Raw genomic sequence first — 14,022 nt, forward strand, 5'->3', positions numbered from 1 at the left:
CAAAACACTCCTTATTAATTCACTAAAATAATTGAGACATACAAGCCGAGTAACGTGATAGCTAGTACTGGAATCGTTAAGATTAACCCGACTTTAAAGTAGTAGCCCCACGAAATCTTAATCCCTTTCTTCGATAACACATGCAACCATAACAATGTCGCAAGTGAACCAATTGGTGTGATTTTCGGACCTAAGTCACTTCCGATCACATTGGCGTAAATTAATGCTTCTTTAATCATACCTGATGTATTCGAGGCCTCAATAGCCAAAGCATCGATCATGACAGTTGGCATATTGTTCATCAGAGAAGACAAGATCGCAGCAAGAAAGCCCATCGACATCGTCGCAGCCAACAGTCCTTGGCCTGCAGCTGCATCAATCACATTGGCGAGGACGTCTGTTAGTCCAACATTCCGCAACCCATAAACAACGACATACATTCCAACCGAGAAGAAGACAATATCCCATGGTGCACCTTTGACAACATCGGTTGTTGGAACAGCTGGGCTTCGTTTCGCTAAAATGAGAAAGATAACAGCAATCGCCCCTGCCACGAATGACACGTAAAGAAAGTCAACCCACTCACTTGCAAAGTACCCAACGAGTAAAACAGCTAAGACAAACCACGAAATACGGAACATCTTATGATCTTTAATCGCTTCTTTAGGTTCTTGCAATTCGCTTAAATCATAATTCTTTGGAATAGATTTTCGGAAGAATAGATATAATACCGCAATACTTGCAATCATTGAAAATAAATTCGGAATAATCATCCGTAATAAATACTCTAAAAAGCCGATTTCAAAAAAGTCAGCCGATACAATATTCACAAGGTTACTAATCACTAAAGGGAGTGATGTCGTATCAGCAATGAAACCACTCGCCATAATAAACGGCAAAATCATCGCCTCTTTGAAATTAAGAGCACGCACCATTGATAAAACAATCGGTGTCAAAATCAATGCCGCTCCATCATTCGCAAATAACGCAGCCACAGCAGCACCAAGTAATGTCACAAGCACAAACATTTTCACACCATTACCACCGGCGAGTCGTGCCATATGTAAAGCTGCCCATTCAAAGAAGCCAATTTCATCTAAAATTAGCGAGATAATAATAATCGCAACGAATGCGAATGTCGCATTCCACACAAGCTCCGTTACATCAATGACGTCTTGCACGTTTACAACACCAAAAACTAATGCAAGCAATGCACCAGCACAAGCTGTCCAACCAATCCCTAGATTCTTAGGTTGCCAGATGACAAATGTTAACGTAACTAAAAATATGATGATAGCTATGAATAAATCCATGACGTAAACTCCTTTATTTATGACATATGACGTTTAGTCCATCTTGTTCAAGTTCATCCAACTCACCTTGGACACTTGGTAAAGATTGAAGAATTTCTTTTATTAATTCAATAGTTGCGTGTTCATCATTCATTCGATAAAACACCCATGATCCTTTTCGCTGTTCCATAACGAGACCACCATCTCGCAACTTACGTAAATGTTGACTGATAGCTGGTTGTGATAGATTGATCAATTCTACTAATTCACAAACACAACATTCACGTTCATAAATGAATTGCATCATTCTAAGACGATTAGAATCTCCTAATAACTTTAGAGTTTGAGACGTTTGTTGAATAGATTGAGGTTTTAACATCATATAAGCATCCCCTTATATAAGATAATACTTATATGATTATAAGTTATAGACTAATAACTGTAAAGAGGTTGTCGATAACGTTAAATCCTTTATTTCTCCTTGATTAACCGCTATAATATAATTATCGAAATTTGTATTTTTGTGAGGGAAAGCTATGCACCCATCTGATTATTTTAATGACTTCTATGAGGCAGTACTAACTGGTAATACAAATGAAGCTCAGAGCGTCATAAAATCCCTATTGGAACATGGTGATACAGTGGATGCTTATCGCATCGTCTCACAAGCAATGTATGAAGTCGGTAAGCTATGGCAGGAAAATAGCCTATCAGTTGCTCAAGAACACTTAGCAACGGCTGTATCACAATTCGTGATTACACAATTAACGATTCAAGCAATAGAAGCAGATCAAGAATACAACCAGTCTGTTGCTTTGTTCTCTGTTGAGACAAATCAACATAATTTAGGCATTCAAATCGTTCGCAACATGTTTTTAGAGCATGGATTTTTGACTTATTATTATGGCGCGGATATTCCGAATCATCATATAATCTCATCATTGATTGAACATCAACCAGACTATATTTGTTATTCGATGACGTTACCTAACCATGTAACAAAAGCGAAAGAGCTCGGTGAAATGATTCGCAACGAGGAAAGATTAGCCCATACGAAAATACTGATTGGCGGTTACGCCTTATTACAGTATCCTGAGCTCTATAACCAACTTGAACATGACTATAATTTTGAAAACATTGATGACCTTCATCAGTGGTTGATTGGAAAAGGTGATTAAGATGTATATTGTCGACTCCACTGTCGTCGTACCAGAAGACAAAATTGATGAGCTAATTGGAATCTATCAAAATCGATCACGTCAAGTAGATGAACAACCTGGCTTCATTAAATTTGAATTACTTCAAAACGACAAAAAACCTCATGAGTTAACCGTGCATACTATTTGGGAAACAAAGCAAGATTATTTGAATTGGGCTCGTAGCGAACAGTTTAAGCAAATTCATGAACTAGAAAAAAATTATCCCGATCAAGAGCTAGCTCAAATTGTTCCTAAAGTCTATCGATATAAGGTGGTGGCGACGTAATGTACCCTGCAGAACTTATGCAGCATGCCCCTTATCAACAACTTGTTGATGCTGTTGTGGCAGACATCTACAAGGAAAAACCGGAACTGTACGATCGCTTTGGTGATAAAGGGGTAGAACGTTGTCGGGAGGATAACTATTTCCATTTGCAGTATCTTACAACAAGTTATCACTTAAAATCGACATCTATTTTTCTCGATTATACAGCTTGGCTAAACGAAGTATTAACAAGTCGTGGCATTGATTCAGGGCATATCGTGCAAAACTATCGATTATTAATTGAACATATCCCAAAAACTATTACGGATTTTAATGAACAACATTTTTTCATCACATGCTTAAAAAAAGCTATTGCTCAATTAGACCCTGGAGGAGATTTCTATTCACAATAACAATAAGAACCTTATGCAAGTTCTGAATCAATCCGATACATTGATTATCCAAACTAATCAAGACGGTGAAATATTAACCCGAACAGGGAAACAAGCAAAGAATATGTATCCTTCTCAATCCATTTTTGACCTTGTGGATGAGCAATCTTTAACTAGAATGAAGCGAATCTTAAACCATGAAGAACAATATACATCAGATATTTATTTAAAGCTAGATGATGAGTCAGTTCCTTATATAGTAGAGGTTCAACATGTAAAAAAAGAATTCTGGTTAATCATGACACCTTTTCCAGAATCATTTTTAGAATCAATTGCCAATATTTATGATACGACCAACCAACTGAATGAATTGTACGTTGAAAAAGCCTTAAATGAGAAACAATTAAATGATGCAATCAAACAATTAAAAGAAAAGAGTATGACTGATCCTTTAACAGGTTTGTATAACCGACAGCATTTCTATGATCAAATCGCTAAGCTTTACAACGCAAATCAACTGCCACCCCGTTTAATTCTCTCAGTGATTGACTTTAACAATTTAAAACAAATCAATGATCATTATGGTCACCTCGCAGGTGATGGACTGCTTAAATTGTTTGCTACGATCGTTGATCAGTATCAAACAGACCGAACACAGGTGTTTCGTTTTGGTGGAGATGAATTTTTGTTTATTACAACAGAGTATAATCTCGCTGATATTAAACAAATCATTCACGATATTGATCAACAGTTTAAAGAAGAATCCAGGGAATGTTCGTTATCTTTTGGCTTTGTGGAATTAACCGCCAATGAAATTGAATCCCTGTATGATGAGCAAAACATTGAATTCTATATTTCAAAAGCTGATCGTGCGATGTATGATTATAAGCAACAACTTAAATCAAATGAAAAACGTCTCGGACAAGATTAATTGTCTGAGACGTTTTTCCATGTAATCACAATTGAGCCACTTATATTATGACCGTGATATTTAATAGGTAAATCACCTGACTCAGTAGATTCGAATTGGTATAACCAATCCTCATCTTCACCGATATAATCTAAGTTACCGTAGTTACTTGTAGCCGAATGGCGTTTTAGGCCATAATTATTCCCTGAGTCATCGGCTAGGTCCCATTCAACCTTCACTTCATAATTTTGACCGGATTCCACTGGGATATATACCGTTTCCTCACCATTAAATTGATCAAAAGTTACTTCATACTGACCTTCATCATATGTTTCAGAAAATCCAGATTTAATCGCAGGATTCCAGGTCATAATAATAATTAGAATGAGAATCGCAGGAACCCCCACGCCAAATGGACGTCTTTTCGAACGACGCACAATGCGTTCAATAAAATAAAACAATAAAAACGCAAATACTGTAAATAAACTACTATAAAAAATCATGTAAAGGTATGCCGCTATAGAACTCATCGCTAAAGGGATATAAACAAGTACCCAAATAAACATGGCTGAAAGCATATACAACGACACAAACGTCCGTTTTGAGTCATCATCCAGCTTACGTGCTGCCCATTCATTTACATAAGAGGAAATCACCAAATAAACAATGAAAATCAACCAAATAAATGGATTAGACACAAGATCATAAGCTTCTGACAAACGAAAACCTGAATATAGTAAGTAAGCGATATATGTTAAGACCATAGTCAAAAAAGTTGTTGCCATTCGACTACTTATATTATGTAATTTATGCATGAATTCGCCTCCAATCTTTTCTTATCATACACCATTTTCGTGAAGTTAGAAAATGTTCATAAATAAAACTTACTTTTTTCTAGCATTCATACTATAATTTGTGATAGATGTTATTTGTAAAAGGAGATCTATCCATGCAAAAACAAAGCGAAAATACTGCGATTATGATATGGATTGTGGCATTAATTGCTACACTCGGTTCTTTATACTTCTCAGAGATTCGTCAGTTCGAGCCATGTTTATTATGTTGGTATCAACGGATATTCATGTATCCACTCGTCATCATCATGATAATCGGTATCGTCGGGAAAGATCGTCACGTTTTCCAATACAGCATGATCTTATCAGGGATAGGACTAGCTATCTCGATATATCATTACACGATTCAAAAAATTGCTTTTATGCAAGATAATGCTTTAAGCTGTGGTGAGGTATCTTGTGTCGCACAATATATTAATTGGGGTGGATTTATTACAATCCCATTCTTAGCAGGGCTTGCATTTGCGATTATACTTACGCTAAGCGTCTTAGGTAACCGTAAGATCAAGCAATCTCATTAATTTATGCTGATCTAACTTAGGAGGATTTAAGTTGAAAAAAATATTAATTTTTGGCGGTATTATCATTGTCTTATTTGTCGTCTTAATCTTATTAACAAACCAAGAATCTGACACATCTAATGCAGAATATTATAGTCAAGCGGTCGAACCAGACCAATTAGAACAACAGATTGCAGAAGAAGATTCCTTAACAGTGTACTACTTCAGTCCCGAATGTCACCATTGTCAAGAAACAACACCACGATTGATGCCATTAGCTGAAGATATGGATGTAGATATGACATTATTTAATCTTCATGAACATGACCAAAGCTGGAGTGATTTTAATATTGAAAGCACACCAACTGTCGTTCATTATGAAAATGGCGAAGAAGTCAACCGTATAGTCGGTGCTGCACCAAACGAACAATTCGAATCCTTTTTCAATCAAGTTGTCTTAGACTAAACAACACAAAAATCTCCGAGCTGACCACCAGGCTAGCTCGGAGATTTTTTTAGATTTCAATTCGTTTAACGTTAAGTCGATTCATGATTACCATAATTCATTCGCTGCTGACTTCGAATTTTCAACCATTTTTGTGCCCAGACTGTATTCATTTCAATGATCGGCTGGGTGAAGATTAACACATATCTTGATGATAAAAACATGACAATGGCACCAGCGATAATCCCTAAAGCTAAGACATCCAAATTCTCATTCATTCGAAGCAATCCTAGCTCGCGAACAAATTGAATAATCACACCGTGAAGCAAATAGACGTAAAGTGTATAAGGCCCCATTGCCGTGATCTGATAGTTCTTATTTGGAATTAAGGCTAATACAGAAAACACCATTAGAATCGCTAAAGCGTATAAGCTTAGCCGTGCTATAATTCCAATCGATTCCATCCCTAAAGCGCTATAAGAAGCTGATCCAAACAGTAACTCATCAGGGATAACGGGCATAACTAGACTGCCTACAAATAAGGTGGCTAAGATTAAAACGGCTACAACCTTGAACTTCATTTCTTTTAGATACGTGATTAATGTTTGGTCCATCCAGTAACCCATTAGGAAAAATGGGAAAAACACAAAGGTTCTCGACACACTAAATTCATGCCCGATAAATGGGACAAGACCAATGCCTAAACCAATACTAAAAGCGATCATCAAACCTTTAATTGGCGATAAGTGTTTGAAAACAATTAGTAGAAGATGCCAACAAAATAGACTTACTAGAAACCACAGACTCCAATGAGGCTCATATAAAGCGACATACCAAGGGTCATTATTACTCAAAATAGGTACAATGGAATATAGTACTTGAAATAATAAGAATGGTAGTAACAGCTTTTTCATCATTTTAACTAGAAAACTTTGATCGCCTCTTCCTTTAGCGAAATAACCACTCATTAACACAAATCCAGGAATATGAAATATATAGATCCATTGATACAGTGCATCAACACTGATCAACTCACCTTGCATAGGTTGAATTAAATGTCCAAAAACAACTAAAAATATAAAAAAGACTTTGGCGTTGTCAAAAAAGGCTAGTCGTTGCATAATCTTTTCGCCTCCCATCAACCAAAGACATAATACCCCACCTCTATGATTGATTAAACCCATACAACCAAATTGTTATTGATTTATTATATCGTTGTAATATTTTGTACTATTTGGCTTTGTTAAGGTCCGTTGTTGAATTGTGATCCGCTTTCGGTGAACGTTTTCCGTGGGCACGGCTCGAGCCAGGCAACTTCATCGAATAAGCTTCTCTGGGACTTGCACCGAGGAAGCCTACTTCGAAGATTTGCTAGAAAACGCAGGTGCATCCCTCGGAAGAAAAGCACTTCCTGCGGGGTCTCGAGACACGTGCTATTCCCATGACGGCCCGGACGGCCTAATGTCGACGTTGGTCACAAAGGCTGATTTCATAAGCTTCTTTGCCTAATTCTGCGCCGAGTACTCGCAGGCGCAGGACGTGACCGAACTTAGTCGACCAGGAGTCGCCACCTTCGCTCCTCACAATTCAACAACTAAGTGCTAAACCATTGTAATATCAACACCTATCTTAAACAGTACCTAACATTTTGTTAGAACTTAATCTCGAAGTGATAAAAAAGGCCGACATGCACGTTTTTAAGTGCATGTCGGCCTTTAACAAATGGCTTGGGCTACTCATTGTTTTTGTCAGGATCTGATTGATCATTTTCTTCATCTTCAGGTAAAGGATCGACGGTATGTTCATAGGCATACCCTTTTGATATTGCAATAATTGTTAGAACAGCTACAACAATAACAATCACAATTGAAATAATTAATACCGTAAACATGTTCAAACTCCTTCAGTCTTTTTGTTTTAATAATTAACAAACTATGCCTTCTCTAACAAAACTATATCATATTCAACGTCAAAAGAGATGTTTAAGCTACGAAACATATGTGGTAACCATGAATAAGAGGTGAAACTTATGAAAATAATGCAATATATCAATCAATTGATCAATATATTAGTCTGGATCGTTCAGATACTCTTAGGATTACGAATTATCCTAAAATTATTCGGTGCGTCTGAGACGGCTCCATTTGTGGAATGGATTTATCAAACAAGCGCGCCATTACTCTTTCCGTTTGAAGGGATCTTTCCTTCAAAAGTGTTAGATGGCATTTATGTCATTGAATTCTCCGCTATTTTTGCCGTTCTAGTATACACCTTACTCGGCAATTTCTTATCATCATTAGTGATGAGTTTTAACAAACGAAAGAACCGTGAAAATGATTAATCATTTTCACGGTTCTTTCTATGCGGTTGAAGCTTGATTTGACGGTTTTAAAGTCAGGAGCAATATCGCTCCTAATAACAACACAATTCCAAAACCAGACACGATATTTAATGGCTCGCCTAGCCAAATAAACCCGAGCATAGCAGCTGTTAAAGGCTCTGCTAAGGCAAGCGTGACAGCAGCAGAAGCGGAAACACCTTTTAAGCCAGCTGCAAATAATAAATAGGCCAAAGCAGTGGCCAGCAACCCTAAGTGTAGCATCGTCACAAGCCCCGTTGGTTCAAAAACCCAGGCTAAATCAGATACTACTAAAATAGGTAATAAGAATAATGCTGCCGTACTAAACACCACTGCTACAACCGTGTCTGATCGATAAGATGCGACAAGTTGTTTACTCGTTAATGTATAAACAGCAAAGGCTACCCCAGCAAGCAAGGCGAGAATCATTCCCCTCGGGTCAAAGGCGACCTTTTCACTTGCTGAAAATAATAAGACACACCCAAGAATAGCTAAAGCTGTTGCTATGACCCATAGTCTTTCTGGAATACTTCGAAATTTAATGGCTTCGAATAATCCAGCTATAATTGGAGCGCTACAAATCGCAATGACTGTTCCAACAGCAACTCCTGTCATTGCGACACCTGAAAAAAAGAATGGTTGGTATAAAGCCATAGCAATGGCACTTATTAATATGGGTTTCTTAGGTAAATGACGAAATGAAAATCGTTTTTGTAATGAAACTAAAATAAATAAAGAGCCACCACCAATGAGTAAGCGTAATGCACCTACTACAAGTGGTGATGACTCATTAGGTGCGAGTGCTTGCGCCGTTCCTGTCGTTCCCCACAAGATTGCGCCAGCTAAGACAAGAAACATATAACGCATGGACATGCCCCACCTTTATAATAGCAAATGCCGTTCAAATCGAATAAATGAATACAAACGCATGAATAACACAATGGATAGAACAACTAATAGTGGAATTTTAATATAGTCTATTTCAGCAAAATAGACCATGATTAAACCTGCCAATGTCATTAACGCTAGGAAATTTGAATAACGTCCATTCAGTGGTGTATTGCTCACTGCAAGTGATGACACCTTTTTAATGCGTTCAAAATAACATGTTTGACAATAAGCTTGAATCATAAAGAAGATTTGAGTTGTAAATAAATCTCGTTTGGATTCGATGTGTTTTCCACAGTTTTGACAGTATACTTTTTTCATTTTTTATTGGCACCTACCATATCAATTTCTTATGACGTGTGAATTGGTTTTAAAACTTTTTCAATACGGTTCCGTTTCGGTTCTAAAAATGGTGGTAAAGCAAGTGACTCACCTAGATGATGAATATCTTCATCAGTTGCAAAACCAGGACCATCAGTCGCTAATTCAAATAATACTCCATTCGGTTCGCGGAAATAGACGGATTTAAAATAATGACGATCAACAAAATTAGAATGGCCAATTCCATTCGCAGTTAAGGTTTCAATCCAACGATTCAAACTCGACTCATCTTCAACACGGAATGCCACGTGATGAACGCCACCACGACCCAATCGTTCAGAAGGAAGATCCGTGCGATGGTGGACATGTACTTCTGCACCTGTGCCACCTTCGCCCATCTCATAGACATAAACCGTTTCATGTTGTTCACCTTGATACTCGCCAATATGACGGAATTCCAGAACGTCGACTATTACTGATTCTAGTTGTTTAAGGTCAGGCACAGTTAAATGAATAGGACCAAGACCAACAATGCCATGCTGCGGGCTTGCGGATGATTTCTCCCAAGCCTTGCCGCCAGCTACACCGTTATTCCCTTCATCAGACACCAAAATTAACCGTTGTTTCTCATGATCTCGAAATGGTAAGACCTTACGACCAAATTGTTCCTGAACCCCATCATGTTCTAGATTAGCTGAGGATAATCGTTCCTCCCAATAAGTCAAGGCTTCGTCAGTAGGTACGCGAAGCGATGTTGCCGAAATACTATTATTGCCATCATGATTCTGACCAATTTGCGGAATTTCAAAGAATGTGAATTCAGTCCCTGGTCGACCAACTTCGTCACCGTAAAAGAGGTGATACATCGATGGGTCATCTTGATTGACCGTCTTTTTGACCATTCGCATGCCTAATAGTTTCGTATAGAAATTAACATTTAATTGAGCTTGTTTCGCCATGGCTGATACATGATGGATTCCTAAAATACTCATATGTTCACCTCCATGTTTTAATACATGATGTTTTTCTATTAATCAATCGATTGATTTGTTTAATTTAATTCTTTGTTTATACTTAACTTCGTAAATCAATCCAGAAGCGTCTAACCACTTCACCGTTTTCTTTGGTAAATGGCAGGCCTTGCATACCGCCAACCTTTTCATAAACGCGTTGTACAGTTGAGTCGCCATCCTGACAAGTGACTAAGGCACGAGGAATGCTAAATGATTTCAACATTGCCATCGCTTCATTCAACATAAACGTGGCATGCCCTTCATTTCGCTCAGATGGACGTACGCCGAAATCGACTAAACCATCGACTTCTACTAAGGAACCAACTAGTTCATGGCGAATAACACATGCACCGATAATTTTATATTTTTCATCAACGAGCCAACGTGTCGAAGCTGGGACCTCTTCTCCTGTTAGACCAACCCCTTTTTCATGGTTTAATAATTGTTCAACTAATGCCTCGAATTCTGATGGTTTTGCATCTAAAACAGACGGTACAACACTTTCACCCGCTTCATGCCAATCATTTAAAAAATCCAGATAAGCTGATTCAAGTGATGCTGTCGGTTTAATTAATGTTAATTGACTCATAAATAACCCTTCCTATTTCTTGGTCACACGTTCCCAATTTTCGAGTTCGCCTTCTACAATCGAAAATAAAGGGTGTGCTTCAATTGATTCGTGTTTCATTTCTTTTAACGATTCAAAGCGCTCAGGATCACGCACTTCTAATTTTGCCAGTAAATGATGCCATTCATATTCCAATTGTCCCTTCGTTACCTTTAGACGAAGCGTTTGGTCGACATCATAGATTTTACTCTGATCAAAGTTATAGCCACGTTGCAAAGCTTCATCATACACATACTGCAAATACGTGCCAATCGTATGAAGTGGGTTCTTCTGATCACGAAAACGAACGAGTTGAGGATGATTTCGATACCCTTTTGTTTCACCTTTTAATACTTTTTGAGCTAACAAGGTCTCACGCCACAACGCCACTAAGCCTTTAGCATCTAAGTATTTCGGGTGAACAGACCATATGCGCATGTCATCCCCTCCTAGATTCGCTCGCCTAACCGTTTAAATTCAAATTCATTAAATTTAGCGATTATTTTCTCACGTTCTGGCTGATATAGAGCTTCATTCAAATCACATGACACATCTGCATCACACCGAATTTCGGCTAGTTGTCTTGATAAATGAACCATATCAAGGTCAGCTTCAAATTTTGTCCGCTGGGCTCTCGTTAGAGTATCTAAATTATTAAGAATGGCATCAAGTGACCCGTGTTGGATTAACAATTTCAAGGCTGTTTTTTCACCAATGCCTCGAACACCTGGGTAATGGTCACTCGTATCGCCCATCATTGCCTTAAGTTCAATCATTTGTTTCGGTTCAATGCCTTTTTCCTCTACAAATCGTGGCGCCTCATAAGTATCATAGTTGCCGTATCCTTTTTTCAGAAGGGCAACACGTACATGATCATCTAATAATTGCAAGATATCTTGATCCCCTGTAAGGATCGTGACATCTGCCTCATCCTGATAATGACTTGCTAATGTGCCAATACAGTCATCTGCTTCATAGCCAGGAATCCCTACATTCGGGATATCCATCGCAGTTGTCACTTCTTTCACTCGATCAAACTGTGGCACGAGATTTTCTGGTGGGGCACTACGATTGGCTTTATAGTCTGGGAAAAGGTCATTTCGAAAGGTGTGACTTCCCATATCCCAACAACTAATCACATGTGTTGGATTAAAAGTATCAATTGCCGTTAATAAATGTCTTGTAAAGCCATGAATCGCATTCGTTGGAAGGCCTTGGCTATTAATCATAAAATTATTCATCATCGCTGTGGAATAGTAGGCACGAAATAATAAAGCCATTCCATCAACGAGTAATACATGTTTTCTCATTGTGTTCCTCCATTACTTGATTTCAACTTTACGGAATTCATGAATTAAATGTTCAGGATTTTCTTTTATTTGAAAGGTCATAACCCCTTTTGTGGTGTGTAAATATAAGAACCCATACTGACCTGATAACATCTTATAAGACATATCAAAGATCATGCTTATTTCATACGTGTATTCAGCTGTTTCAATACGATCTTCATATAATCGAATATAATGGGTATCTTCGATGTTTTTCTGTTGAAAATGAACATGATCAATTTCACGTCTGAACGTAATATAGGGATGTTCGCAAATCATGGTTGGACTCCTTTAAACAATCTATGGTTGTCATTATAGCATTGATTAATGAACGTGTCTTTTGAAGTAAATGACCTATCATATTAAAAGACAAACCCTTTATCCCTCAGATAACACGACCTGCTTATTGAGACACTTGTCCGTAACGACGTAATAACATAGCTAAAAGAGCACTACGTTTCGGAAGTTCGTGAATGATCACATGCTCGTGCTTCGCATGAGCCCCATCCCCCACTGCACCTAAACCATCTAGAGTTGGCTCTAATGAAGCAGTGAAATTCGCATCACTTCCTCCTCCCGTCGATTCTTCTTCTAACTCAATGTTTAAGTATTGTTTCGCTAACGCCTGAGCATGCTCGAATAACACCTCACTATCATTGGTACGTTCAAGAGGTGGACGGTAAATGCTGCCTTGTATATCAATGCTAATGCCATCATTGATCGGCTTAATTGTTTCAATTTCAGACACCACTCGGTTCATTTCTGCTTCAGATTGAACACGAACATCGACCACTGCATGCGCCTCTTCTGCGATCATATTTTTCGATGAGCCACCGTCAATCACACCGACATTGACAGTCGTTCCTTGATCAATATCAGTTAGATTGGATAGGTATGTAATCTGTTCAGCTAACTCTTCTATAGCACTGACGCCTTTTTCAGGTTCAATCCCAGCATGAGAAGATATCCCATGAACCTTAAGTTCATAAGTCCCCACCCCTTTTCGAGCGGTTTTCAGAGCACCACGCTCTCCTTGTGCAGGTTCTAAAACAAAAACCGCATCGCTTTTCGTCGCTTCCTCTTCTATATAGGGCTTAGACGTCGGGCTCCCTAATTCTTCATCACTCGTCATTAATAGAATAACTTTCTTATCCATTGTTTGAATAACCTGCTCAATCGCTTGAATCGCAAAAAGCGCTTGAACAATCCCTGCCTTCATGTCAAATGAACCTGGTCCATATAGTTTACCTGTTTCTATATGACAAGGCATGTCTTCCAATGTACCTTCAGGCCAGACCGTATCTAAATGTGTCACAATCAACAACTGCCCGTCTCCCTCACCCCATTCAGCCTTTATATGAGGCGCATATGGTTCACCTGATAGACGTGTCACATCAGCCTCAATCATCGAATTCACTATTTTGTACAAATAATCTCCCATTGCATTCGTCAACTTAGTATCATTGGAAGGTGACTCCATTAAAACCAATTCACGCAACAACTCTACCATGTCACCTTCTCGATCTTGTAAATATTGAACTAAATCATCCATGTATTATATAGAGCCTCCGTTGTTCATTTATATTTACTCTATTATACACTGATTAATAACTTAAAGGTTATAATATTCATAAATCATGCAACCGCTT

The 14,022-nt window shown here is 38.2% G+C and carries 20 protein-coding genes; 7 read left to right on the forward strand and 13 right to left on the reverse strand.

What is annotated here, in order from left to right:
* Positions 1-14 precede the first annotated feature (14 nt).
* Together FHR85_RS06790 and FHR85_RS06795 are read right to left on the reverse strand one after the other, a co-directional pair.
* The gene (locus FHR85_RS06790; protein WP_167262114.1) at positions 15-1,313 is read right to left on the reverse strand and encodes an arsenic transporter; all 1,299 of its coding nucleotides are present in this window, start codon (positions 1,311-1,313) and stop codon (positions 15-17) included.
* 13 nt (positions 1,314-1,326) lie between these two features.
* On the reverse strand, positions 1,327-1,674 hold the full coding sequence (locus tag FHR85_RS06795) for an ArsR/SmtB family transcription factor (RefSeq protein ID WP_167262115.1): 348 nt from the start codon (positions 1,672-1,674) through the stop codon (positions 1,327-1,329).
* A 154-nt stretch (positions 1,675-1,828) separates the two neighbouring features.
* Here FHR85_RS06795 and FHR85_RS06800 point away from each other — a divergent pair, with 154 nt between their 5' ends.
* Genes FHR85_RS06800 through FHR85_RS06815 form a run of 4 tightly spaced genes read left to right on the forward strand, consistent with a single transcriptional unit; the run spans position 1,829 to position 4,079 of the window.
* Positions 1,829-2,470: a cobalamin B12-binding domain-containing protein gene (locus FHR85_RS06800; RefSeq protein WP_167262116.1), complete on the forward strand. Its 642-nt coding sequence runs from the start codon at positions 1,829-1,831 to the stop codon at positions 2,468-2,470.
* A gap of 1 nt (position 2,471) precedes the next feature.
* Positions 2,472-2,777, forward strand: coding sequence for an antibiotic biosynthesis monooxygenase family protein (locus FHR85_RS06805; RefSeq protein ID WP_167262117.1), 306 nt, complete (start codon positions 2,472-2,474; stop codon positions 2,775-2,777).
* Positions 2,777-3,169, forward strand: coding sequence for a hypothetical protein (locus FHR85_RS06810; protein ID WP_167262118.1), 393 nt, complete (start codon positions 2,777-2,779; stop codon positions 3,167-3,169). The genes FHR85_RS06805 and FHR85_RS06810 overlap by 1 nt, the downstream gene beginning before the upstream one ends.
* A 13-nt stretch (positions 3,170-3,182) precedes the next feature.
* The gene (locus FHR85_RS06815; protein WP_167262119.1) at positions 3,183-4,079 is read left to right on the forward strand and encodes a GGDEF domain-containing protein; all 897 of its coding nucleotides are present in this window, start codon (positions 3,183-3,185) and stop codon (positions 4,077-4,079) included.
* Here FHR85_RS06815 and FHR85_RS06820 read toward each other — a convergent pair.
* Positions 4,076-4,873: a hypothetical protein gene (locus FHR85_RS06820; protein WP_167262120.1), complete on the reverse strand. Its 798-nt coding sequence runs from the start codon at positions 4,871-4,873 to the stop codon at positions 4,076-4,078. The two genes, FHR85_RS06815 and FHR85_RS06820, sit on opposite strands and share 4 nt — an antisense overlap.
* Before the next feature lie 134 nt (positions 4,874-5,007).
* Here FHR85_RS06820 and FHR85_RS06825 point away from each other — a divergent pair, with 134 nt between their 5' ends.
* A complete protein-coding gene (locus tag FHR85_RS06825) occupies positions 5,008-5,433 on the forward strand; it encodes a disulfide oxidoreductase (RefSeq protein ID WP_167262121.1) in 426 nt (141 codons plus the stop codon).
* Positions 5,434-5,464: 31 nt separating this feature from the next.
* Positions 5,465-5,878 (forward strand): thioredoxin family protein, encoded by a 414-nt coding sequence (locus FHR85_RS06830; RefSeq protein ID WP_167262122.1) that lies wholly within the window; start codon positions 5,465-5,467, stop codon positions 5,876-5,878.
* A gap of 71 nt (positions 5,879-5,949) precedes the next feature.
* Here FHR85_RS06830 and FHR85_RS06835 read toward each other — a convergent pair whose 3' ends face one another.
* Both FHR85_RS06835 and ytzI read right to left on the reverse strand, forming a co-directional pair.
* Positions 5,950-6,978, reverse strand: a complete 1,029-nt coding sequence (locus FHR85_RS06835) for an acyltransferase family protein (protein WP_167262123.1) — start codon at positions 6,976-6,978, stop codon at positions 5,950-5,952.
* A gap of 611 nt (positions 6,979-7,589) precedes the next feature.
* Positions 7,590-7,748, reverse strand: coding sequence for a YtzI protein (gene ytzI / locus FHR85_RS06840; RefSeq protein WP_167262124.1), 159 nt, complete (start codon positions 7,746-7,748; stop codon positions 7,590-7,592).
* A 138-nt stretch (positions 7,749-7,886) separates the two neighbouring features.
* On the opposite strand from ytzI, the gene FHR85_RS06845 reads away from it, so the two are divergent.
* Entirely contained in the window at positions 7,887-8,198 is a 312-nt protein-coding gene (locus FHR85_RS06845; protein WP_167262125.1) for a YggT family protein, read from the forward strand.
* Between the two features lie 18 nt (positions 8,199-8,216).
* On the opposite strand, the gene FHR85_RS06850 is transcribed toward FHR85_RS06845, so the two are convergent.
* From FHR85_RS06850 to FHR85_RS06885, 8 genes are all read right to left on the reverse strand, one after another.
* Positions 8,217-9,083: a DMT family transporter gene (locus FHR85_RS06850; RefSeq protein ID WP_243864186.1), complete on the reverse strand. Its 867-nt coding sequence runs from the start codon at positions 9,081-9,083 to the stop codon at positions 8,217-8,219.
* A 15-nt stretch (positions 9,084-9,098) separates the two neighbouring features.
* Complete coding sequence (locus tag FHR85_RS06855; protein ID WP_167262127.1) at positions 9,099-9,425, reverse strand: hypothetical protein; 327 nt, start codon at positions 9,423-9,425, stop codon at positions 9,099-9,101.
* Positions 9,426-9,454: 29 nt separating this feature from the next.
* Positions 9,455-10,417 carry a ring-cleaving dioxygenase gene (locus tag FHR85_RS06860; RefSeq protein ID WP_167262128.1) on the reverse strand — a complete coding sequence of 321 codons (963 nt, stop codon included), beginning with the start codon at positions 10,415-10,417 and terminating at the stop codon, positions 9,455-9,457.
* Between the two features lie 82 nt (positions 10,418-10,499).
* Positions 10,500-11,027 (reverse strand): GNAT family N-acetyltransferase, encoded by a 528-nt coding sequence (locus tag FHR85_RS06865; protein WP_167262129.1) that lies wholly within the window; start codon positions 11,025-11,027, stop codon positions 10,500-10,502.
* A gap of 12 nt (positions 11,028-11,039) precedes the next feature.
* Positions 11,040-11,483 carry a pyrimidine dimer DNA glycosylase/endonuclease V gene (locus FHR85_RS06870; RefSeq protein WP_167262130.1) on the reverse strand — a complete coding sequence of 148 codons (444 nt, stop codon included), beginning with the start codon at positions 11,481-11,483 and terminating at the stop codon, positions 11,040-11,042.
* Positions 11,484-11,494: 11 nt separating this feature from the next.
* Complete coding sequence (locus FHR85_RS06875; protein WP_167262131.1) at positions 11,495-12,355, reverse strand: 5'-3' exonuclease; 861 nt, start codon at positions 12,353-12,355, stop codon at positions 11,495-11,497.
* A 12-nt stretch (positions 12,356-12,367) separates the two neighbouring features.
* Positions 12,368-12,652, reverse strand: coding sequence for a hypothetical protein (locus tag FHR85_RS06880; RefSeq protein ID WP_167262132.1), 285 nt, complete (start codon positions 12,650-12,652; stop codon positions 12,368-12,370).
* A gap of 124 nt (positions 12,653-12,776) precedes the next feature.
* The gene (locus FHR85_RS06885) at positions 12,777-13,925 is read right to left on the reverse strand and encodes a M20 family metallopeptidase (RefSeq protein WP_167262133.1); all 1,149 of its coding nucleotides are present in this window, start codon (positions 13,923-13,925) and stop codon (positions 12,777-12,779) included.
* Positions 13,926-14,022 lie beyond the last annotated feature (97 nt).

The sequence above is a fragment of the Alkalibacillus almallahensis genome (genome assembly GCF_011761495.1).
Classification (GTDB): Bacteria; Bacillota; Bacilli; order Bacillales; family Alkalibacillaceae; genus Alkalibacillus; species Alkalibacillus almallahensis.